The organism is Cupriavidus gilardii (assembly GCF_017598945.1).
Classification (GTDB): Bacteria; Pseudomonadota; Gammaproteobacteria; order Burkholderiales; family Burkholderiaceae; genus Cupriavidus; species Cupriavidus gilardii_E.
This window is the reverse complement of the sequence record NZ_JAGFTW010000010.1, coordinates 204056-227029: the sequence shown is the minus strand read 5'-3', so window position 1 is coordinate 227029 and position 22974 is coordinate 204056. Positions and strand designations below refer to the sequence as shown.

Sequence of the window (22974 nt, the reverse complement as noted above, 5' to 3'; positions counted from 1 at the left end):
GCTTTCCCCTTGTCCCGCCACCGTCGTGTTTATGCTCTACATTAAGAGCAGGCACCGGCACTCGCCTCCCCCGAAGGAGACATCATGCAAGCGGACAGCGAAGAACGCGTCGAACAACAACTGGCCGATCTGGTGGAGTTTGCGCGAGCCCGCCTGCCGGACGCCGTCTTCGCCATCGCCGAACCGTTGCTGCGGCATTACTACGACGTGTCCGATGCCGAGGACCTGGCCGAGCGCGATATCGCCGACCTCTACGGCGCCGCAATGGCCCACTGGCAGACCGCGCAACGCTTCGTGCCGGGCCGCGCGCAAGTGCGCGTCTACAACCCCAACCTCGAACAGCACGGCTGGCATTCCGACCACACCGTGATCGAGATGGTCAACGACGACATGCCGTTCCTGGTCGACTCGGTGACGATGGAGATCAACCGGCATGGGCTGACGCTGCATTCGGCCTTCCATCCGGTGCTGCGCGTCTGGCGCGGGCACGACGGCGGCATCGCCCGCATCGCGCTGGGAGGCGACAAGGCGCCCGACCCCGAATCGCGGCTCGAATCGTTCATCCACTTCGAGGTCGACCGCTGCAGCGAGCCGGCACAGCTCGAGGCGCTGCGGGCCGGCATCACGCGCATCCTCGGCGATGTGCGGGCCGCGGTCGAAGACTGGCCGAAGATGCTGGACATCGCACGCAGCAGCATCGCCGATCTGCAGCGCCTGCCCGGCGGCAATGAGGGCGATACCGCGGAAGCCTGCGCGCTGCTGCAGTGGATGGTCGACGACCACTTCTGCTTCCTCGGCCATCGCGACTACCAGCTGGTCGAGCAGGACGGCCGCTTCTTTCTGCGCGGCGTGGCGGGCTCCGGCGCGGGCATCCTGCGCGAAAGCCGGCGCGCCCCCACCGCGGAGGACCTGACGCCGCTGCCGCCTGCGGCGACCGCCATCATCCAGGGCGAATCGCCGATCTTCCTGACCAAGGCCAACTCGCGCTCGACGGTGCACCGGCCGGGCTATCTGGACTACATCGGCATCAAGCTGCTCGATGCCAACGGCAAGCTGTTCGGCGAGCGGCGCTTTCTCGGGCTGTACACGTCGACGACCTATATGGTGTCGACCAGCGAGATTCCGCTGGTGCGCCGCAAATGCGCCCATATCCTGGCGCGTGCCGGCTTTCTGCAGCGCGGCCATCTGTACAAGTCGCTGGTCACGATCCTCGAACAATATCCACGCGACGAACTGTTCCAGGCCAGCGAGGACGAACTGTTCGACATCGCGCTGGGCATCCTGCGCCTGCAGGAACATCAGCGCATCCGGCTGTTCGTGCGGCGCGACCGCTTCGACCGCTTCGTCTCCTGCCTGGTGTTCGTGCCGCGGGACAAGTACAACACCGATCTGCGCCAGCGCATCCAGAAGCTGCTGATGCACGCGTTCGGCGGCACCAGCTGCGAGTTCACGCCGCAGCTGTCGGAGTCCCCGCTGGCGCGCATCCATCTGACCGTGCGCGGCGAGCCGGGCACCATGCCCGAGGTCGATACGCGCGCGCTGGAGGAACGCATCGTCGCGGCGACACGCCGCTGGCAGGACGATCTCGCGGCGGCCCTGCTCGACAAGGCCGGCGAGGAACAGGGCAACCGGCTGCTGCGCCGCTACGGCGACTCGTTTCCCGCCGGCTATCGCGAGGACTACCCCGCGCGCACCGCGGTGCGCGATATCGAACTGATGGAGCTGGCGCGGCGGCGCAACGGCCTGTCGATGAATCTGTATCGGCCGATCGAGGCCCCGCCGGGCGCGTTCCGCTTCAAGGTCTACCGCGCCGGCGAGCCGATCGCGCTGTCGCACAGCCTGCCGATGCTCGAGCATCTCGGCGTGCGCGTGCACGAGGAACGGCCCTACCGGATCGAGCCCGACGAGGGCGCGCCGCTGTGGATCCATGACTTCGGCCTCGAACTGATCGGCGGCGCCGAGCTCGACATGGCCCGCGCCAAGGATCTGTTCGAAGACGCCTTCGCCCGGGCCTGGGATGGCGCGATCGAGAACGACGACCTGAACCGGCTGGTGCTGCTGGCCGAAATGCCGGCGCGCGACGTGACGATCCTGCGCGCCTACGCCAAGTATCTGCGGCAGGTCGGCTCGACCTTCAGCGACGCCTATATCGAGCGCGCGCTGACCGGCAATCCGCGCATTGCCGCGCTGCTGGTGGCGCTGTTCGCCGCGCGCTTCGATCCGGCCATCGATCCCGCCAACGATGCCGGCTCGACCGCGGCGCGCGAGGCACGCTGCGCGCAGTTGCTCGAGGCGATCGGCGCCGCGCTCGACCAGGTGCCCAATCTCGATGAGGACCGCATCCTGCGGCAGTTCCTCGGCGTGATCCAGGCCACCACGCGCACCAACGGCTTCCGCCAGAGCGCGGACGGCACGCCCCGCCCCTGCCTGTCGTTCAAGCTCGATCCGGCCCGCATCGCCGGCCTGCCCGAACCGCGGCCGATGTTCGAGATCTGGGTCTACTCGCCGCGCGTCGAAGGCGTGCATCTGCGCGGCGGCCGTGTCGCGCGCGGCGGACTGCGCTGGTCCGATCGCAGGGAGGATTTCCGCACCGAGGTGCTGGGGCTGATGAAGGCGCAGATGGTCAAGAACACCGTGATCGTGCCGGTCGGCTCCAAGGGCGGCTTCGTCGTCAAGCGGCCGCCCTCGCCCGCCGATCGCGATGCGTGGATGGCCGAAGGCGTGGCCTGCTACCAGACCTTCCTGCGCGGCCTGCTCGATGTCACCGACAACCTGGCCGGCGGCGCGGTGGTGCCGCCGCCCCAGGTCGTGCGGCACGATGACGACGACCCCTATCTCGTGGTCGCCGCCGACAAGGGCACCGCGAGCTTCTCCGACTACGCCAACGCGATATCGGCCGAATATGGCTTCTGGCTCGCCGATGCCTTCGCCTCCGGCGGCTCGGTCGGCTACGACCACAAGAAGATGGCGATCACCGCGCGCGGCGCCTGGGAATCGGTCAAGCGGCATTTCCGCGAACTCGGCATCGATATCCAGTCGACCGACTTCACCGTCGTCGGCATCGGCGACATGTCCGGCGACGTGTTCGGCAACGGCATGCTGCTGTCGCCCCATATCCGGCTGCTGGCTGCGTTCGACCACCGCCATATCTTCCTGGACCCCGATCCGGATCCCGCCGCCAGCCTGGAAGAGCGGCGCCGGCTGTTCGCGTTGCCGCGTTCGAGCTGGGCCGACTACGATGCCAGCAAGATCTCGGCCGGCGGCGGCGTGCATCCGCGCAGCGCCAAGACCATCGCGCTGACGCCGCAAGTGCGTGCCGCGCTCGGCATCGAGGCGGCGGCTCTGACGCCGGCCGAGCTGATCCAGGCGATCCTGACCGCGCCGGTCGACCTGCTGTACAACGGCGGCATCGGCACCTACGTCAAGGCCACCGACGAGACCCACCAGCAGGTCGGCGACCGCGCCAACGACGCGGTGCGCGTCAACGGCGCGGCACTGCGCTGCAAGGTGGTCGGCGAAGGGGGCAACCTCGGCTTCACGCAACTGGGCCGCATCGAATTCGCGCGCGCCGGCGGGCGCATCCATACCGATGCGATCGACAATTCGGCCGGCGTCGACTGCTCCGATCACGAGGTCAACATCAAGATTCTGCTCGGGCTGGTGGTCGCCGATGGCGAGATGACCGACAAGCAGCGCAACAAGCTGCTGGCCGAGATGACCGACGAAGTCGCGGCGCTGGTGCTGCAGGACAACTATTACCAGACCCAGGCGCTGTCGATCGCCAACCGGCGTGCCGCCGACGTGCTCGATATCGAGGCGCGGCTGATGCGCGCACTCGAACGCGCGGGCCGGCTCAATCGCGCGATCGAATTTCTGCCGCCCGACGAAGAGATCGTCGAGCGCAAGGCCGCCGGGCTCGGCCTGACCTCGCCCGAGCGCGCGGTGCTGCTCGCGTACAGCAAGATGTGGCTGTACGACGCGCTGCTTGCCTCCGACGTGCCGGAGGACCCGACCGTGGCCGGCCTGCTGGCCGATTATTTCCCGCAGCCGCTGCGTGCGCGCTACGCCGACACGATGCAGCGGCACCCGCTGCGCCGCGAGATCCTCGCCACCTATCTGACCAACACGCTGGTCAACCGCGTCGGCCCGACCTTCGTGCACCGGATGATGGAGGAGACCGACGCCCGTCCACCCGACATCGTGCGCGCTTGCCTGACCGCCCGCGATGTGTTCGGCCTGACCGGGCTGTGGCAGGCCATCGACGCGCTGGACAACCGCGTCGCCGACGAGGTGCAGGCCGGCATGTTCGCCGGCCTGGCGCGGCTGCTCGAGGGCGCAACGCTATGGCTGCTGCGGCGACGCCCCACCAACGGCGCACCGGCCGGCGCGCGGCCCGACTATGCCGCCGCGGCGGTCTGGCTGACGCCGCGGCTGCCGACGCTGCTGGCCGAGCACGAGGCCGCCGCGCTGACCCAGCGGCGCGAGTCGCTGACCGCGCTCGGCATCGACGACACGCTGGCCCTGCAGGTGGCGGCCGGCGATATCGCCGTCGCCGCGCTCGATATCGCCGAGGTGGCCTCGGGCTGCGAACGCAGCCTGGCGCAGGTGGCGGATGTCTATTTCGCGCTGGACCGGCATCTGAGCTTCGGCTGGCTGCGCGAACGCGCGCAGGCACTGCCGGCGGACACGCACTGGGACCTGCTCGCGCGCACCACCACGCTGGACGATCTGGACCGGCTCAAGCGCGCGCTGACCGTCAGCGTGCTGCAGCAGGCCGGCGGCGGCACGCGCGAGGAAGGCGCCGATGGGCTGATCGAGCGCTGGCGCCAGGCGCGGCACGCGCCGCTCGAACGCTTCGGCCGCATGCTGGCCGACCAGCGCGCGGCCGGCGCCACCGGGCTGTCGATGCTGTCGGTGGCCACGCGCGAGATCGGCATGCTGGAGCACGCGGCCTGACTGGCCCGCGACGCTGGCACGCGCTCTTGCGCAGTGCAGCACTGCGTGTGGCAACGCACGGACGCTGGTCAACCGGACCCATAGATTGAGCGTGTCGAACCGGCCCATGCCTCTCGCGCCCCACCGGGCGTGCGGCAGGCCGTCCCGCGTCATCCCGCGATCGCCAGGCTGCCGGAGAACCCCCATGGTACTGCGTCCCCCCTCGCACCAAGCGAGCTTGCGTACGACCGTCTGCGTGGTCGGCTCAGGGCCGGCCGGCATCACCTGCGCAAGGGAACTCGCCCGGCGCGGCATCGCCGTGATCCTGGTCGAAAGCGGCGGCGAAACCTTCCAGGAAGAAGCGCAGGCGATGTGCGATGCCGAGATCGCCGATGCGCGCCGCCATGCCACGATGCAGGACGCCGTGCGACGCGCATTCGGCGGTACGTCCTGGCTCTGGGGCGGGCGCTGCATCCCGTTCGATCCGATCGATTTCGAGGCGCGCGACTACGCGCCCGACACCGCGTGGCCGATCCGCTACGAAGAGCTGTTGCCCTACTACGCCCGCGCCTGCGAGTACACCAACTGCGGCCAGCCGGCCTTCACACTGGATCGCCTCGCCGCGGAATCGGCGAGCCGCCCCATCACCGCGCGCTTCCAGCCGGGCGACGTGATCGCCTCCGATCTGGAGCGCTGGAGCGGCGAACCCAACTTTGCGCGCCGCTATCGCGACTGGTTCGAGCGCGATCCCACCGTGCAGCTGCTGCTCGGCGCGACCTGCGTCGATATCGAACCCAGCGCCGATCGCGAGCATGTGGCCAGCATCGTGGTGGCCCGTGGCACCGCGCGTACGCGCATCGTCGCCGACCACTTCGTGCTGGCCTGCGGCGGGCTCGAGGCGACGCGGCTGCTGCTGAACGTCAATGCGCGGCACGGCGACCGGCTCGGCAATCGCAGCGGTCTGCTGGGACGGCATTACATGGGGCACATCTCCGGCAAGATTGCCAGCGTACGTTTCGACTCGGAGGCGTCGCGCACCATCTATCATTTCGAGCGCGATGCGCAGGGCTTTTATGCGCGCCGCCGCTTCACCGTGCCGGCCCGCGTGCAACGCGAGCAGCGGCTGCTCAATACCGCGATGTGGCTCGACAACCATCCGCCCGCCGATCCCGCGCATGGCAACGGCATCCTCTCGTTCGCCTACCTCGCGCTGTGCACGCCGGTGATCAGCCGCTATCTGGCGCCGCCCGCGATCGCCAAGCTGGTTGCCAACGCCAGCGCGCGCAAGGACCGCGGCGCCCATGTCCGCAATGTCTGCAAGGACCTAACCAAGATTGCGACGTTCGTGCCGCCCTTCGTCTACCGGCGCTATTTCGCACGACCGCGGCTGCCCGGCTTCTTTCTGCCGAGCCCGAACAATGTCTATGCGCTGCACTATCATGCGGAGCAGTTGCCCTCGCGGGAGAGCCGCGTGACGCTCGCCGACAGCACCGACTGCCACGGCATGCGCCGGCTGCGGATCGATCTGCGCTATCAGCAGGCCGATGCCGATTCGGTGGTCCGCTGCCACGCGTTGCTCGACCGGCATCTGCGCAAGACCGGTGCCGGCCGGCTCGACTACTGGATGCCGGAAGCCGAGCGCATCGACGCGGTGCTGGCCCAGGCGGCGGACGGCTTTCACCAGATCGGCACCGCGCGCATGGCGGCGCACTGGCGCGACGGCGTGGTGGACCCGCGCTGCCGCGTGTTCGGCACCGACAATCTGTACGTTGCCAGCAGCGCGGTATTCCCGTCGTCGGGACAGGCCAACCCGACCCTGACCATCGTCGCGTTGTCCGCGCGCATTGCCGACGACATTGCGGCACAACTGGCGAACGAAGCGGCCAACGATGCCGCGAACCGAAACGACGCCCGCATGACTAACGACATGGCGACCGACGCCACGCCCGTGGCGGCCCGGATCCCCCCTTCCGTCGAACCGCTCGACGAGCCCGTTGCCGTAGCGACCGCAGGAGCGCCAAGGTGAGTGAGCATTCCAAGGAACTGTCTGGACGATTGGGCTTCGGTTGTGCTCCCATGCTGGGCCGGGTGGGCAGGAAGGAATCGCTGCGCGCGTTGGCGATCGCGTACGACAACGGCATCCGCCACTTCGACGTGGCCCGCTCCTATGGCTTCGGCGAGGCGGAGGCGCTGCTCGGCGAATTCCTGGCCGGCAAGCGCCAGCACGTGACGGTCACCAGCAAGTTCGGTGTGGTGCCCCCACGCAATACGCGCGCGCTGAGCCTGGCCAAGAGCTTCGCCCGCGGCTGGCTCAAGCGCATGCCCGGTGGCAGCCGCATGGTCCATGCCGCCTCGCGCGTTGCGCTGTCGCAGCGCAACTACGAGGTCGGCTATGCGCGCAGCTGCCTGGAACAATCCCTGCGCCAATTGCGCAGCGAGCGCATCGACTACTACCTGATCCACGAGCCGCACTCGCCCGAGGTGCTGACCGACGAGCTGCAGCGCTTCCTGGACGACGCGCAGCGCGACGGCAAGATCGGCCAGTGGGGCGTGACGATCGATTCGCCGCAGATCATGGCAACCCCGCTTGCGCAGCAGGCGCCGGCATGGCTGTTCGAGGCCAACCTGAACGTGCTCGACCGCCTGCATGCCGGCATGGGCGCCGGGCGGCAGCGCTTTCTGTCGCGGCCCTACGGCGGCGGGCCCGACAGCCTGGCAGGCAGCGCGGCCAGCCGGCCGGTGCGCGAGGCCGTCAGCAAGCTCGGACTGGAGGATCTGACCGAGCAGGAACTGGCCATGCATTTCGCGCTCAGCCTTGCCGGCGAGCACGGTATCGTCATCACCTCGATGTTTTCCGAGCAGCATATCCGCCAGAACCTCGATCTGCTGGAGCGGTATCGCGCGCTGGGCGAACGCGGGCGCGCGCTGGCGCCCGCCATCCTGGGCGGCGATTCGCCGCGGCCTTGCCGGAACGGGCCCTGCACCGACATGCCGGAACGCGAGCCGGCATGAGGCGGTGATGGGGCGCTGAACGTGCGCCGGTGGTGAATTTTCGGTGCGTTTTCGGTGCGCCGATCGACCTGCCAAATCAGGACGCCGGCGTGAACGGGTCCGTTGGCGTGGCGGGATTGTCGGACAGATCGAATTCGTCGCGCACCTTGTCGACCACCGCGCGGATCACGCGCTCATGGCCGCGGACATGGCCGAAGCCCTGCATATCCCAATTGCGCCCGCGCGCGTCGCGCGGATGCCGCTGCGGCACGGGCACCCGCACCTTCAGACCTTCGTCGACGATTTCATCGAGCCGCTGAATACGGCGGCTCACTTCATCCTGCAGCGCACGTGCGGGCCGTTCGCGCTTGGCCATGATGTTCTCTCCCGTGACCTCGATGCGGGCATGCTAGCATGCGCGCTGCCGTGCCAACGTGCGGTATCCGCTCCAGCGCCGCGACTTCCCCGGCATCTCGCCATCCCGACATCCCGCCATGTTCGACACCTTGCGTGCGTGGGCCGCACGACTGCGCCGCGACGTGCTGACGCTCTGGTTCGCCTGCCGCCACCCTGCAACGCCATGGCTGACCCGCGGGCTGTGCGCGCTGATCGTCGCCTATGCGTTCAGTCCCATCGACCTGATTCCGGACTTCGTGCCGGTGCTCGGCTACCTCGACGAAATCGTCCTGCTGCCTGCGCTGATCTGGTGCGCACTGCGCACCCTGCCTGCTCCGCTTGCCGACTCCTGCCGCGCCCAGGCGCAGTGCTGGCTCGACGAGCGGCGCGGCAAGCCGCGCAGCTATTGGGGTGCGGCCATCGTGGTGGCACTGTGGCTCGCGGCAGCACTGCTCGCATGGCGGTGGTGGCGCGGCTGACGCGCCCGCACTGTCGGACAGCCACCGATACCACACGCCTCGCCCCCGCTCTAGAAAGGAAGAAAGTCGCCAACAAGCTCTCCAAGCACGAGGTGCCACCATGGCAGGACGCAATATCCATGTGACGCCGCATGGCAGCGGCTGGAATGTCAGCCGCGAAGGCGAACCGCAAGCCAGTTCGCATCACGACACGCAGGAAGAAGCGATCGAAGTCGCCACCGATGCGGCGCGGCGCGACCGCGTCGAATTGCTGGTGCACGGCCGCGATGGGCAGATCCGCATGCGCAACAGCTTCGGCCACGATCCGGCGGCGTCCAAAGGATGACGTAGGACGAACTCGCATACTGGCCGCCATCGCGATGCACTACGATGCAGATTCCCTCCGCTCTCGACCGAAGACCATGCCACGCAACTTCGTATTGAAAGCCACCCATACCGGATGGGAATTGACCGTCGAAGGCCAGGCGCAATCGATCCTGCGCTACGACGGCCGCGATGACGCGCTGCAGCTCGCCATGGCCGCCGCCCGCCGGCGCGGCGTGGGACTGCTGGTCCAGGAAGCCGACGGCGAAATCCGCCGCCTCACCGAACAGGAAAGCCTCGCGGCTTGATCCCCGGCAGGCAGTGGAGGCACTGCCAACGCTGCCTGCCGGGGAATGGAAAACAGCCATGAATCGTACCGTCCACGTCTTGCCCGCCGACCGCGGCTGGGCGGTGACCGTCGAAGATACCGACGGCGCCACCTCGCACTATCCATCGCAGGAAGAGGCCATCGCGGCCGGACGCGAAAAAGCGAGCAAGGACAAGGTCGAACTGGTGATTCACGGGCCCGATGGGCAGATCCAGCAGCGCACGCGCTATGACCGTGGCGATGGCCACGGCCACGAGGGCGATGCTGGTGACGGTGGTGGCGACGGTGGTGGCGACGGCGGCGACTGACTCGCTTCGCGGAAGGTGGCTTCGCCCCTGCTATGATCGGCCGCGCGACAACAAGCCATCGGAATACCCATGTCGAGCACCGACACCGACATCGACACCGACAAGAACGACCATCGCAGTCAAAAGGAAAGAATGCTTGCCGGCGATCTCTATATCGCCGAAGACCCTGAACTACAGGCCGCATCGCGCCGCGCCTATCGCCTGTCGCGCGAATACGAGACGCGCTATGCCGTCGATCTCGACAGCGCGCAACAGGTTCTGCACGAAATGCTTGGCGCCGTCGGGCCGGACGTCAATATCAAGCCACCGCTTTACGTCGACTACGGCAAGTACATCACCGTCGGCGCACGTACCTTCGTCAATTACGGACTGATGGCATTGGACGTCGCGCCGATCACGATTGGCGAAGACGTACAGATCGGGCCCAATGTGCAATTGCTGACGCCGACACACCCGGTCGATCCGGAACTGCGGCGGCAGAAATACGAGGCGGCCAAACCGATCGTGATCGGCAACAACGTCTGGCTCGGCGGTGGCGCCATCGTGCTCGCGGGCGTGACGATCGGCGAGAACAGCGTGATCGGCGCAGGCGCGGTGGTCACACGCGATATTCCGCCGAATGTGGTCGCGGTCGGCAATCCGGCGCGCGTGATCCGCGAGATCGCACAGCCAGCGAACGATGGCACCGAGGCATGATGGCGTCGCGCGCTCGCCGCATGCGTCGGCCATGGCGCCGCTGATCCGGCCCGCGACAAGCAGCGACGCGGCATCGCTGCCGGACATCGAACGCTCCGCCGCCGCGCTGTTCAGAACCGTGCCGGCATTGGCATGGATTGCCGACGACGACGTCCTCTCGGCGGACGTTCACCTTCGCTTCATTGCCGCGGGCACTGCCTGGGTCGCGGTGGACGACACCGGCAAGGTGCGGGGATTCTTGAGCGCCGAGCGCTTCGATGACGCGCTGCATATCTGGGAACTTGCCGTCCATCGCGATAGCCAAGGCCAGGGCTGCGGGCGCGCGCTGGTTTCAGAGGCCATTGCGCATGCGCGCCGGCAACAATTGTCGGCGGTCACGCTGACCACATTCCGCGATCTCCCGTGGAACGGGCCCTTCTACCGACAGCTGGGATTCGACCCGATCGAAGGCAACGCACTGGGCGAACGGCTCACCGCCGTGCTGGAGCACGAACGCGAACTCGGCTTGCCGGTGCATCTGCGCTGCGCAATGCGGCTCGCGCTAGACGTGTCCGGCCCGGGCAATGATGCCGCGCCGCCGGCATCGCCGTAGAATCGGCGCTATTCCAACCCGATGGGACTTCGTATGGCACGCTCGAACCGACTGCATCGCGCCCTGCTGGCCGCCCTCTTCGCGATGACCGCTTGTCCTGCCGTCGCCCAGGACAACAGCCCGTTGACCGACTCGCAGCGGCAGGCGCTCGACCGGGCCATCGGCACCTTGCGCACGCCCGCGGACCGCAATGTCGCGAGTCAATGGAGCGACGCCAAGAAAGTCGCCGAAGTCATGTGCCGCCCGCTGGCCCTGCAGGAACTGAAACGCACCGACGCCAAGGTCGACCGCGTATTCCTCGGCGACGACACGCCGCAAAGCCTGAGCTTGAAAGGCAATACCGTCCTCGAAGGAAGCGGCCAGGCCCGCGGGCGCACGGGATGGCGCAATTTCACGTTCACCTGCGCGCTCGACCCGCAAACGGCACGAGCGACGTCCTTCGAGGCGAAGTTCGAGGGTGGCAAGTAGAGCGGCGGTAGCAGAGCGAGATAGCGCCTCGAACAATGAAAAAAGCCCGATGCCAACGAAGGCATCGGGCAAATACAACCTACCAGGAAATAGGCTCAGACGAGGCACGGTGACCGGTGCAACGCCGCTGATGGGGGCACCGACGTGTTACCGGCCTAGGCACCTCGTCCTCGCCTGGCAGTACCTTAGTTCCAGCGTGCCCCACGTCATACTGAAAACGGGCTCGGTTCTGTAGACAACCGACGGCACCGATGGACGCCCCCGACCATGACCGTCCAATCGTCGGGAAAGGGACGTGACTAGCGCCAACGGCGCCCCCCCCTTGGCGAAGGCTCCTCAGGTGGAAGTCGTAGGGCTCAGCATCGGATCCGAAAGAAGGTCACTCGATTACGACAGAAGCGGCGCCAACTGATGGCGTAATGGCTCCCCGGCCTTTTCCACGGAGGAGATATGCCTTTCTGCAACGACACGCGCTATTTCACGCAAGAGGAAGACCCCGCCTACGAGCTCGTGCTCGCCCCGGGTGCCCAGGCCCCGTACTCAGGCATCTACCGATGCGAGGGCTGCGGTTCCAGCGCCATCTCGCCCCGTGAACATCCTTTGCCACCGCCGAACCACCATGTTCACGGGGTGCTGCAGGGACACATTCGCTGGCGGCTGATCGCGCGAACGACTCACCCGTAATTTCCGATGCCCGCTTTTTGATTGATTTATCCGGCCGGTACGAAACGCCCGATGACCCTCATCGGGCGTTTTGCATTCCCGCCTCCGGAGGACGCTCGCAATCGGTGGTACCTACGACGGCCCTGCTCGGGACGGCTTGTGCGCAACGAAAAAAGCCCGATACCAATGAAGGTATCGGGCAAATACAACCGACTAGGAAATAGGCTCGGACGAGACGCGGTGACCGACGCGTTGCCGTTGATGGGGGCAGCGGCATCGTTGCCGCCCAACGCATCCCGCCCTTGCCTCCCGATACATTAGTGGCAGCCTACCGTCTCTCATACTGAAAACGGGCTGGCTTCTGTAGATAACCGACGGCCTGGGCGAAAGCGCCCGGCTATGACGGGCAGATCATCGCGAAGAGGACATGCCAGTCGACAACAAAAAGCCCGCGTGGCTGTGACCACGCGGGCTTTTCATCTCGCTACCCTACTGCGGTACTACTCGTCTTCCAACGCGGAAATCAAGGCGTCCGCGTACTGAACGGCTCGCTTGGCGGCAGCCGAGACTTCCATTTCTCCCGACATGCTCGTGACCAATCCTTGCATCGCCAAAGCCGCCAAATGCACGCGCTGGCTTGTCGACGAGGCGCCGTAGTACGACATGTCGTCGAGACGTTCGACGACCTCTCTCAGATGCTTGACCAGCTCTTGCGAATGGCTTGCGTCCATAGTTTCCTCCAAGAGGGTTGGGGAGCTGTCATGGTGCCAAGACGCGCGGGAACAAAGAAGCGGGCGGTGACGAGAACCTTGGATACCGGGTCGGAAATCGAAGGTTTTCCCTGCACGTCTTCGGGCCTTCTGCATCTATGAGGCGCCGCGGTGACATGGCGCAACGTGGATGTCCATCGCATAAGCCGTCTCGATCAGACGATCGCGCCCCATGCTGCGGCTCACGCTGGCAGAGCCTACGGCAGAGGCCTGACGCGGCGCCAAGGACCCAAGGGCTGGCTCCGGAACAACGGCCGTCCCGGGCGGCGCAATGAATGGAATGAACTTGCATGGTTCCCGACCACCAAGCTGAGACGGGCTTTTTACCGAACCCTTTTTATCGCCTCAGCCCCCAAGCATGGTTCAACTTTACCCCCACTCCCTTGAAGGATGGCGCGGTAGGCATCTCACCCATATAATGGCGGCCTTTAATTCCACGGGCACGATAAAGATGCCCGATAAAACCGGCGCCTCCAAGGTAGCCAGATAAACGGGAAATCTATGCGGGTCATTAATGCGCATATCACCGCGGCGTCGAACGCGGGCGGCGCGACGAATACCTGCGCTTTCGGTCAAAGCGCGCCAGGTGTCAACAAGGTCTTTATTGTTTCGCTGCCCAGCGATGTCGAGCGCCGTCGGCACATGAGACAGCAATTCAGCCGATTTCCGGAAATCCGTTACGAGTTCTTCGACGGAATCCGAATCAATGACCGCAGCCAGTACCCAAAAGATTACGACAGCCGCGCGCGGCGCCGCCTGTTCGGCGACGACCTGCGCCCTGGCGAAGTTGGCTGCTATCTAAGCCACCGCGAACTCTGGAAGCGTTGCGCGGAAGCCGAGGACGGCGAGGTGTGGTGCATTCTCGAGGACGATATCGTCCTGCTGGATGACTTCACACAGCGAATCCGAATCCTGATGTCGCACCGTGACAAGTGGGATGTCGTTCGGCTGATGGAATTGATCCCACGCCGAGGCAGTTGGACATACGCCCATCTGGACGGTATGCACACCTTGCGCGCCTACGACAGACAGCCGGCAGGAACACAAGGCTATCTGCTGACGCCCAAAGCGGCTCGGGAACTCCTGACCTTGGCGCGGCGCATTGTGTGGCCCATCGACGAAGTGATGGACTTCTATTGGGAACACAAGCTGCACCTTTATACGCTTTTCCCGCCAGCCATCGCCCTTGAACCAGAATTCAATTCCACCATCGGATTCCGCGCGCCGGGTCGACGTCCGAAATGGCGGAAACTGCAGCGTGAACTCATCAATGGCACACAAGGGCTGCGGCGCAGGCTGTTTAACCTGCGGCGTTATGGCCTTTCCCGCGCCCCGTTAATTCCTTAATCCATACAGACGCCGGCATGATTGTCGGCACTGCAAGACGTCGGCACCGACGCGGCGTTTCGGATGTGGTGACGTGACACTACAATCCAGGCTGGGGCCCGAGCCTTCGAACTTGGGTGGCAAGACCTGCGTCGCGAATGAAGCCCGCGGACTCACCCTCGACCGTGCAGCTTGCTGTTGCGGCCGCTGGTACGGGACACTGCCGAAATCAGGACTGAAACGCGGCATCGCAGAAATGGTGAAGCCCGCGTAATCTTCCGATTATGCGGGCTTCAATTTGGTCGGGGCGAGAGGATTTGAACCTCCGACCACCTGCACCCCATGCAGGTACGCTACCAGGCTGCGCTACGCCCCGAAAGCACAAGAGTATATCAGAAGCCCCACCGAAATGAATAGGCGGTGGAGCGCATTTTTTAGTCCTTGGCGGCGATCTGCTTGAGCTGCGCGAGCACGTGCTGTACGTGGATCAGTTCCGCGCGCAAGGCTCGAACGTCGACGGTCAGCACCGATGCCGAAGGCGGAACGCCAGCGCTTGAAGGCCGCATCGGTGCCGCCTCTTCCGGCATGGGCGGTTCGGCGTGATGCCGCCCTTCGTCGAGCCGGTTGCGTGCGCCGTTGATGGTGAAGCCCTGCTCGTACAGCAGCTCGCGGATGCGGCGGATCAGCAGCACTTCGTGGTGCTGGTAGTAGCGCCGGTTGCCGCGCCGCTTGACGGGCTTGAGCTGCGTGAACTCCTGCTCCCAATAGCGCAGCACGTGCGGCTTGACGGCGCACAGTTCGCTCACTTCACCGATGGTGAAATAGCGCTTGGCGGGAATGGGCGGCAACGTGATGCGCTCGCTCGATTTATCCGACATGCAATGGACGGACGGGTTTCAGGCCGCGCCGGCGGTGGTTGGAATGGGATGGCGCGCCGACCTGGCGCGCAGCAGCAGCATACAGATTGGCCGCGGGAGCGGCAATGGACCGTGCGGCTGTGGGCTGTCAGTGTGAGTCAGTCGCTGGACGCCAGTCCGGCGCGTTCCTCCACCAGGCTCTTGAGCTTCTGGCTGGCGTGGAAGGTCACCACGCGGCGGGCGGTGATCGGAATGATTTCGCCGGTCTTCGGATTGCGGCCGGGACGCTGGGGCTTGTCGCGCAACTGGAAGTTGCCGAAGCCGGACAGCTTGACGCTGTCGCCCTGCTCCAACGCTTCGCGGATCACGTCGAAGAAGGCTTCGACCATGTCCTTCGATTCACGCTTGTTGAGACCGACCTGGTCGAACAGCATCTCGGCAAGTTCGGCCTTGGTCAGGGTGGGCACCTCAGCGACGCGCGGTTCCGGCGTGTCATCCGCCTGCGTAGCCGCGTGCCGGTCGTCAGCTTCGCCCAATGCTGCTGCGGTCATCAGAGTCGCGTGTTGGTCGTTCATCTCGTCAGTCTGCCGCCCGGATGCGGGTGCCCGGGCGGCCCATTCAGGGTTCGGGCTGTGGCTAGCCGCGCAGCCGGGCGCCGAAGGCGGCGGTGGCGGCTTCGACCATGCAGCGCACGGCGCTGTCGACGGTCTCGTCCTGGAGGGTCGCCCCAGTATCTTGCAAGGTCAAGCGGAAGGCAAGGCTTTTCTCGTCCGCGCCGATGGCCGCCGAAGCGGCTTTCGGGCGGAATTCGTCGAACAGCACCAGGCTCTGCAAATAGCGGCCGAAGCCCTGCTTGTCGAGCGCCGCGCGCATGGCGTCGGTCATGTCCTGCACGCGCACGGTCTGCTTGACCACCAGCGCGAGGTCGCGCATCGCCGCCGGGAATTTCGAGATCTCCGCATAGCCCGGCAGCCCGATATCGCGCACGGCGTCCAGGTCCAGCTCGAACAGCACCGGCGCATGGCTCAGCTCATACGCCTGCAGCCACTGCGGATGCAATTCGCCGATGACGCCGATCGGCTTGCCTTCGAGCAGCACGGTGGCGGCCCGGCCCGGATGCAGCGCGGGATGCGAGACCGGTTCGAAGCGCGCCTGGCGCGGCTGCAGCAGTGCTTCGACATCGCCCTTGATGTCGAAGAAGTCGACCGGTCGCGTCGGCACGCCCCACTGCTCTTCGAAGGCCGGGCCGTAGGCGATGCCGGCCACGCGCATCGGCTGATCGTAGCCGGCCACCGTCAGGCCGCCGTCCGCGGTGCCGGCATTGCGCAGGAACACGCGGCCGACCTCGAACAGGCGCACGCGCGCGGCCTTGCGGTTCAGGTTGTAGCGCACCTTGTCGAGCAGCCCGCCGATCAGCGTCGAGCGCATCACGGCGAGTTGGCTGGCGATGGGGTTCAGCAGGCGGATCGGGTTGTCGTTGGCGGCGAAATCGCGCTCCCACTTCTCCTCGACGAAGGCGAAGTTGATCACCTCCTGATAGTCGCGGGCGGCGACGGCGTGGCGCACCGCATGCGTGGAACGACGCGCCTCGCCGGTCGGGCGCATCTCGCTCTCGGCGACGGGCGGCCGGGCCGGAATACGCTCGAAGCCGTAGATGCGGGCGACTTCCTCGATCAGGTCCTCTTCGATTTCCAGATCGAAGCGATAGCTCGGCGGCGTGACCTCGAACACGGTGCCTTCGGCGCCCTCGCTCTGCGAGAACGGCAAGCCCAGCCGCTGGAATACATCGGCGATCTCGGCCGTGTTCAGCGCGATGCCGAGCACACGCTCGGCGCGCGCGACGCGCAGCCGCACCGGCGGCCGCTGCGGCAGGTTGACGATCTGGTCGTCAACCGGACCGGCCTGGCCACCGCAAATCTGCAGGATCAGCGCAGTGATGCGCTCGATATGCTCGACGGTCGTCGCATAGTCGACGCCGCGCTCGAAGCGATGCGCGGCATCGGTCGAAAAGTTGTAGCGGCGCGCGCGGCCCTGGATGGCCTGCGGCCACCAGAATGCAGCTTCGAGATAGATATTGGTCGTGTCCAGCGTCACGGCGGTGCTGTCGCCGCCCATGATGCCGGCCAGGCTCTCGATTTCCTTGTCGTCGGCAATCACGCCGACGGTTTCATCCACCTCGACGGTGTTGCCGTTCAGCAGCTTGATCTGTTCGCCCTTGCGGCCCCAGCGCACGTCGAGTCCGCCGTGGATCTTGTCGAGATCGAAGACGTGCGACGGACGGCCCAGCTCGAGCATCACGTAGTTCGAGATGTCGACCAGCGCCGAGATGCTGCGCTGGCCGGCGCGCTCGAGCCGCTGCACCATCCACGCCGGCGTCGCGGCGCGGGCATTGACGCCGCGGATCACGCGTCCGCTGAAACGGCCGCACAGATCGGGCGCGGAAATCCTGACCGGCAGGCGGTCGTCGATCGTGACCGCCACGGGCGCCATCGCGGGCAGCGTCAGCGGTGCACCGGTCAGCGCGGCGACTTCGCGCGCGACACCGTGGATCGACAGGCAATCGGCCTTGTTCGGCGTCAGCTTGATCACGAAGACCTGATCGTCGAGGTCCAGATAGCGGCGGATGTTCTCGCCGACCGGCGCATCGTCGGGCAGGATCATCAGCCCTTCATGGTCTTCGGACAGCTTGAGTTCGCGCGCCGAGCACAGCATGCCGTAGCTGTCGACGCCGCGCAGCTTGCCGACCTTGATCTCGAACGGCTTGCCGCCCGCTTCGGTCGGCGGCAGCACCGCGCCCACCAGCGCGCACGGCACCAGGATGCCCGGCTTGACGTTGGGTGCGCCGCAGACGATCTGCAGCGTCTCGCCGGTGCCGGCATCGACCTGGCAGACGTTGAGGCGATCGGCGTTCGGATGGCGCTCGGTGGCCAGCACGCGCGCGACCACGATCTTGTCGAACGGCGGCGCGACCGGCCCGACCTCCTCGACTTCCAGCCCGGCCATGGTCAGGCGGTGCGAAAGCGCATCGGTGGTCAGATTGTCGGGATTGACGAAGGTACGAAGCCAGGATTCCGAGAATTGCATGGCGCTACTGATCCGGTGGGTATGCTGTGGGCGGCGGCATGGCGCCGCCAGGGTTCGACGATGACGCTACGGCCGTTCGGGGATGCAGGCAAGGCGCGGCAAAACCACGCGCCTTCCGTCCTCACGCAAACTGGCGCAGGAAACGCACGTCGCCTTCGAAGAACAGGCGCAGGTCATTGATGCCATAGCGCAGCATCGTCAGCCGCTCCAGCCCGGAGCCGAACGCGAAGCCGATATAGCGCTCGGGGTCCAGCCCCATGTTGCGCAGCACGTTCGGGTGCACCTGGCCCGAGCCGGAGATCTCCAGCCAGCGGCCCGCATTCTTGCCCTCCTCGAAGGCCATGTCGATCTCGGCCGAGGGCTCGGTGAAGGGGAAGTACGACGGACGGAAGCGCACCTGGATATCGTCGCGCTCGAAGAACTTGCGCAGGAAATCGGTGTAGACGCCTTTCAGGTCGGCAAAGCTGACGTTCTCGCCGATCCACAAACCCTCGACCTGATTGAACATCGGCGAATGGGTCGCGTCGCTGTCGACGCGATAGGTACGGCCGGGGCAGATCACCTTGATCGGCGGCATCGCCTTGCCGCGGTACTTCTCGACGTGCATGCGCGCATAGCGGACCTGCATCGGGCTGGTATGCGTGCGCAACAGCAGCAGCTTGCCCTCGCTGTCGCGGCCGTCGACGTAGAACGTGTCCTGCATCGAACGCGCCGGGTGGTTGTCCGGGTTGTTCAACGCGGTGAAATTCATCCAGTCGGTCTCGATCTCGGGACCGTCGGCGACATCGAAGCCGATCGAGCCGAAGATCTGCTCGACGCGCTCCCAGGTGCGCATCACCGGATGCAGGCTGCCGCGCGCGACGGCGCGTCCGGGCAGCGTGACATCGATCGCCTCGGCCGCCAGCCGGGCGTTCATCAGCGCGTCGGCCAGCGCCTGGCGGCGCGCCTGCAGCGCGGCCTCGACCTGCTGCTTGGCCTGGTTGATGCGGGCGCCCTGCTCCTTGCGGGCTTCCGGGTCCAGTTTGCCGAGGCCCTTGAGCAGCTCGGTCAGCGCGCCGGTCTTGCCGAGAAAGCGCGCTTTCTCGTTTTCCAGCGTGGCGTTGTCGTTGGCGGCGGCGAAGGCGGCCTGCGCGTCGGCGACGATTTGGTCCGGATCCAGTGACATGGCGGTGGTCGGCGATGAGTGGTGTATGGCTCCCGGCCCTGCACGCGGCAGGACCGGCAAAAAAAAACGGGACTCGATTCGGAGCCCCGTTTCGGCGGCCCCTTGGCGGAGGCCGCTTTCGACCTTGCGGTCGGTGCATGCGCCCGGTCGCTTGCGCGACCGGAACCGGCATCAGGCAACGGCGGCTTTCACCTGGTTGACGATGGCGGCAAAGGCAGGCTTGTCGTGAATCGCCATGTCCGACAGCACCTTGCGGTCCAGTTCAATCGAGGCCTTCTTCAGACCGTTCATGAACACGCTGTAGGTCATGCCATGCTCACGCGTCGCCGCGTTGATACGTGCAATCCAGAGGGCGCGGAACACGCGCTTCTTGTTGCGACGATCGCGGTATGCGTACTGGCCAGCACGCATGACCGCCTGCTTGGCGATGCGATAGACATTATTGCGACGGCCGCGGTAACCCTTGGCAGCGTCGATGACTTTCTTGTGGCGGGCCCGTGCGGTGACCCCACGTTTGACTCGAGGCATGAAACTCTCCTTTCGTTTTCGTCAGGGGTTAGGCGTAGGGCATCATCGCGCGAACGGACTTCAGGTTCGTCTCATGGACGTCCTGAGTGCCACGCAGTTGACGCTTGTTCTTGGTGGTCTTCTTCGTCAGGATGTGACGCTTGAAGGCCTGGCCACGCTTGAACGAACCGTTCGGACGCGCAGTAAAGCGCTTGGAAGCGCTTTTCTTGGTCTTCATCTTCGGCATGAAAAACTCCAGCTCTATGACATGCATGCAGGTGGACGGCTGACGCCGACGCTTGCAAGACCCGCATCCACTTGTTTTGCACGGCGCCGCGAGCGGCCCGCGCTGTGTTCGCGCGTCGTCCGGGCACCCAACCGGGGCCCGCACGCCACGCAAAACCAGGCTTACTTTTTCTTCTTGGGCGCCAGCACCATGACCATCTGGCGGCCTTCCATCTTCGGCATCTGCTCGACCTGGCCGAACTCCTCCAGATCGCTCTTGAGCCGCTCGAGCATGCGCGCGCCGATTTCCTGGTGGGCCATCTCGCGACCACGGAAACGCAGCGTGATCTTGGTCTTGTCGCCCTCTTCCAGGAATCGCTTCAGATTGCGCAGCTTGACGTTGTAGTCGCCATCATCCGTGCCAGGGCGGAATTTGACTTCCTTGACCTGGATGATCTTCTGCTTCAGCTTGGCCTCGTGAGCGCGCTTGGCTTCCTCGTACTTGAACTTGCCGTAGTCCATGATGCGAACCACGGGAGGAGCCGCGTTGGGCGCGATCTCCACCAGATCCAAGTCCTTCTCTTCGGCCAGGCGCAATGCGTCCATGAATTTGACGATGCCCAGCTGCTCGTTATCAACCCCTACCAGCCGCACTTCCGATGCGCTGATCTCGCGGTTGATGCGATGACCTTTGTCCGTAGCGATGTTCCGTTACCTCAAGAAGAAAAAAACAAGCCGTGCTCCCATCAGGCTTTGGTGGCGACGTCGTTGTTCAGACGCTCCACGAACGCGGAGACGGGCATCACACCCAGATCCACGTTGCCACGGGCACGCACGGCCACTTGATTGGCATCCCGCTCCTTGTCGCCGACCACGATCAGGTACGGCACCTTCTGCAGCGAGTGCTCGCGGATTTTATACGTAATTTTCTCGTTACGCAAATCCGCCTTGGCCCTAAACCCTTGTTTTTGCAGCAGTTGCACGACGTTTTCCGCATATTCCGCCTGGGAATCTGCAATATTCATCACGACGACCTGCTCGGGGGCCAGCCAGGCGGGCAGCGCACCGGCATGGTTTTCCAGCAGGATGCCGAGGAAGCGCTCAAAAGAGCCGAGAATCGCCCGATGCAGCATCACCGGCCGCTTGCGGGAGTTGTCCTCGGAGACGAATTCGGCATCCAGGCGCTCCGGCAGCACCAGATCGAGCTGCAGCGTGCCGCACTGCCAGGAACGGCCGATCGCGTCCTTGATGTGGTATTCGACCTTCGGACCGTAGAAGGCGCCCTCGCCCGGCAGTTCTTCCCACTGCACACCGCAGGCCCGCAAGGCCATCCGCAGCCCTTCCTCGGCGTGATCCCAGACTGCGTCGGAACCGGCGCGCTGCTCCGGGCGCAGCGACAGCTTGACCGCCACGTCCTTGAAGCCGAAGTCGTCGTAGACCGAGAACGCCAGATCGTTGAAGGCCTTGGCCTCGGCGACGATCTGCTCTTCCGTGCAGAAGATATGGGCATCGTCCTGCACGAAGCCGCGCACGCGCATCAGACCGTGCAACGCGCCAGAGGGCTCGTTGCGGTGGCAGGAGCCGAACTCGGCCAGCCGCAGCGGCAGGTCGCGATACGAGCGCAGGCCGTGGTTGAAGATCTGCACATGGCCCGGACAGTTCATCGGCTTGATCGCGTAGTCGCGCTTCTCCGACTCCGTGACGAACATGTTTTCCTTGTAGTTCTGCCAGTGGCCGGACTTCTCCCACAGCGAACGATCCATCACCTGCGGCGTGCGCACCTCGCTGTAGCCTGCCTCCGTCAGCCGGCCGCGCATGTACTGCTCGACCGCCTGCCAGATCTGCCAGCCCTTCGGGTGCCAGAACACCATGCCCGGGGCCTCTTCCTGCAGATGGAACAGGTCCAGCAGCTTGCCGAGCTTGCGGTGGTCGCGCTTCTCGGCCTCTTCCAGCATGTGCAGGTAGGCATCCTGGTCTTCCTTGCGGGCCCAGGCCGTGCCGTAGATCCGCTGCAGCATCTCGTTGTTGGCATCGCCGCGCCAGTAAGCGCCGGCGACCTTCATCAGCTTGAAGACCTTCAGCTTGCCCGTCGACGGCACGTGCGGGCCGCGGCACAGGTCGACGAAGTCGCCTTCGCGATACAGGCCGATTTCCTCGCCGGCGGGAATCGACGCGATGATCTCGGCCTTGTACTTCTCGCCCATCGACTCGAACAGCTTGACCGCCTCGTCACGATTCCAGACCTCGCGCGTCACCTTTTCGTCCTTCTTCGCCAGCTCGGCCATCTTCTTCTCGATGGCGGCCAGGTCTTCCGGCGTGAAGGGGCGCTTGTAGGCGAAGTCGTAGTAGAAGCCATTCTCGATCACCGGACCGATCGTGACCTGCGCGTCGGGATAGAGCGACTTGACCGCGTAGGCCAGCAGGTGGGCCGTGGAGTGGCGGATGACGTCGACGCCTTCCGGATCCTTGTCCGTGACGATGGCCAGCGAAGCGTCGCGATCGATCAGATAGCTGGTATCGACCAGATTGCCGTCGACCTTGCCAGCCAGCGCGGCCTTGGCCAGACCGGCACCGATGCTCTGCGCGACCTGGGCAACCGTGACGGGTTCGGGGAACTCGCGGCGGGAGCCATCCGGCAGCGTGATTGCGATCATCTTGGGACCTCTTACAGGGAATCCGCCGGCAAGGTCGTTGCCTGGGGCGGATGAATATTTCTCGACTGGCCGCCCCGCACGGGACAGGGCGACCGGCAGCTTATCAGGGTGCTGGCAGGCGACAGGCGAAAAAAAACGCGGCCAAGGCCGCGTTTTTCATAATTTCACCCGATCGATCCACCCGATGTTCCGGGCGACCTGGGACGAAGACGCACCTCGACCTACTG

21 protein-coding genes and 1 tRNA gene are annotated in these 22974 nt (G+C 65.5%); 11 read left to right on the top strand and 11 right to left on the bottom strand.

Translation table 11 applies throughout. The features are described 5' to 3' along the window. Positions 1–84: 84 nt before the first annotated feature. From J5T34_RS05735 to J5T34_RS05725, 3 genes are all read left to right on the top strand, one after another. Positions 85–4956, top strand: coding sequence for an NAD-glutamate dehydrogenase (locus J5T34_RS05735; RefSeq protein ID WP_208578993.1), 4872 nt, complete (start codon positions 85–87; stop codon positions 4954–4956). 184 nt (positions 4957–5140) lie between these two features. Then, positions 5141–6961, top strand: coding sequence for an FAD-dependent oxidoreductase (locus tag J5T34_RS05730; protein ID WP_208578992.1), 1821 nt, complete (start codon positions 5141–5143; stop codon positions 6959–6961). Then, a complete protein-coding gene (locus tag J5T34_RS05725; RefSeq protein WP_208578991.1) occupies positions 6958–7947 on the top strand; it encodes an aldo/keto reductase in 990 nt (329 codons plus the stop codon). Before J5T34_RS05730 ends, J5T34_RS05725 begins: the two co-directional genes overlap by 4 nt. Before the next feature lie 76 nt (positions 7948–8023). On the opposite strand, the gene J5T34_RS05720 is transcribed toward J5T34_RS05725, so the two are convergent. Further along, complete coding sequence (locus J5T34_RS05720; RefSeq protein WP_208578990.1) at positions 8024–8302, bottom strand: hypothetical protein; 279 nt, start codon at positions 8300–8302, stop codon at positions 8024–8026. A gap of 118 nt (positions 8303–8420) precedes the next feature. Here J5T34_RS05720 and J5T34_RS05715 point away from each other — a divergent pair, with 118 nt between their 5' ends. From J5T34_RS05715 to J5T34_RS05685, 7 genes are all read left to right on the top strand, one after another. Then, positions 8421–8801, top strand: coding sequence for a YkvA family protein (locus tag J5T34_RS05715; RefSeq protein ID WP_208578989.1), 381 nt, complete (start codon positions 8421–8423; stop codon positions 8799–8801). 100 nt (positions 8802–8901) lie between these two features. Continuing rightward, positions 8902–9126, top strand: coding sequence for a DUF2188 domain-containing protein (locus tag J5T34_RS05710; RefSeq protein ID WP_174105732.1), 225 nt, complete (start codon positions 8902–8904; stop codon positions 9124–9126). A 76-nt stretch (positions 9127–9202) separates the two neighbouring features. Further along, positions 9203–9412 (top strand): DUF2188 domain-containing protein, encoded by a 210-nt coding sequence (locus J5T34_RS05705; RefSeq protein ID WP_208578988.1) that lies wholly within the window; start codon positions 9203–9205, stop codon positions 9410–9412. Positions 9413–9470: 58 nt separating this feature from the next. Continuing rightward, entirely contained in the window at positions 9471–9740 is a 270-nt protein-coding gene (locus J5T34_RS05700) for a DUF2188 domain-containing protein (RefSeq protein ID WP_208578987.1), read from the top strand. Positions 9741–9809: 69 nt separating this feature from the next. Continuing rightward, complete coding sequence (locus J5T34_RS05695; RefSeq protein WP_208578986.1) at positions 9810–10436, top strand: sugar O-acetyltransferase; 627 nt, start codon at positions 9810–9812, stop codon at positions 10434–10436. Between the two features lie 31 nt (positions 10437–10467). Beyond that, the gene (locus J5T34_RS05690; RefSeq protein WP_208578985.1) at positions 10468–11028 is read left to right on the top strand and encodes a GNAT family N-acetyltransferase; all 561 of its coding nucleotides are present in this window, start codon (positions 10468–10470) and stop codon (positions 11026–11028) included. 33 nt (positions 11029–11061) lie between these two features. After that, positions 11062–11496 (top strand): DUF930 domain-containing protein, encoded by a 435-nt coding sequence (locus J5T34_RS05685; protein ID WP_208578984.1) that lies wholly within the window; start codon positions 11062–11064, stop codon positions 11494–11496. Between the two features lie 1163 nt (positions 11497–12659). Here the strand turns inward: J5T34_RS05685 and J5T34_RS05680 are convergent. Beyond that, a complete protein-coding gene (locus J5T34_RS05680) occupies positions 12660–12890 on the bottom strand; it encodes a hypothetical protein (protein ID WP_208578983.1) in 231 nt (76 codons plus the stop codon). A 540-nt stretch (positions 12891–13430) separates the two neighbouring features. Between J5T34_RS05680 and J5T34_RS05675 the strand changes: the two genes are divergently transcribed. Further along, complete coding sequence (locus tag J5T34_RS05675) at positions 13431–14276, top strand: glycosyltransferase family 25 protein (RefSeq protein ID WP_208578982.1); 846 nt, start codon at positions 13431–13433, stop codon at positions 14274–14276. A gap of 278 nt (positions 14277–14554) precedes the next feature. On the opposite strand, the gene J5T34_RS05670 is transcribed toward J5T34_RS05675, so the two are convergent. From J5T34_RS05670 to thrS, 9 genes are all read right to left on the bottom strand, one after another. Then, a tRNA-Pro gene (locus J5T34_RS05670) sits at positions 14555–14631 on the bottom strand. 58 nt (positions 14632–14689) lie between these two features. Beyond that, on the bottom strand, positions 14690–15133 hold the full coding sequence (locus J5T34_RS05665) for a MerR family transcriptional regulator (protein WP_208578981.1): 444 nt from the start codon (positions 15131–15133) through the stop codon (positions 14690–14692). Between the two features lie 137 nt (positions 15134–15270). Further along, positions 15271–15663, bottom strand: a complete 393-nt coding sequence (locus J5T34_RS05660; protein WP_432207630.1) for an integration host factor subunit alpha — start codon at positions 15661–15663, stop codon at positions 15271–15273. An 85-nt stretch (positions 15664–15748) separates the two neighbouring features. Next, positions 15749–18196: a phenylalanine--tRNA ligase subunit beta gene (pheT, locus tag J5T34_RS05655; RefSeq protein ID WP_208578979.1), complete on the bottom strand. Its 2448-nt coding sequence runs from the start codon at positions 18194–18196 to the stop codon at positions 15749–15751. A 121-nt stretch (positions 18197–18317) separates the two neighbouring features. After that, a complete protein-coding gene (gene pheS / locus J5T34_RS05650) occupies positions 18318–19355 on the bottom strand; it encodes a phenylalanine--tRNA ligase subunit alpha (RefSeq protein ID WP_208579008.1) in 1038 nt (345 codons plus the stop codon). 177 nt (positions 19356–19532) lie between these two features. After that, on the bottom strand, positions 19533–19889 hold the full coding sequence (rplT, locus tag J5T34_RS05645; protein WP_006575465.1) for a 50S ribosomal protein L20: 357 nt from the start codon (positions 19887–19889) through the stop codon (positions 19533–19535). A 28-nt stretch (positions 19890–19917) separates the two neighbouring features. Further along, on the bottom strand, positions 19918–20115 hold the full coding sequence (rpmI, locus tag J5T34_RS05640; protein WP_006575466.1) for a 50S ribosomal protein L35: 198 nt from the start codon (positions 20113–20115) through the stop codon (positions 19918–19920). A gap of 161 nt (positions 20116–20276) precedes the next feature. Then, positions 20277–20798: a translation initiation factor IF-3 gene (gene infC, locus J5T34_RS05635; protein WP_208579007.1), complete on the bottom strand. Its 522-nt coding sequence runs from the start codon at positions 20796–20798 to the stop codon at positions 20277–20279. A 41-nt stretch (positions 20799–20839) separates the two neighbouring features. Continuing rightward, complete coding sequence (gene thrS, locus J5T34_RS05630; RefSeq protein WP_208578978.1) at positions 20840–22747, bottom strand: threonine--tRNA ligase; 1908 nt, start codon at positions 22745–22747, stop codon at positions 20840–20842. Positions 22748–22974 lie beyond the last annotated feature (227 nt).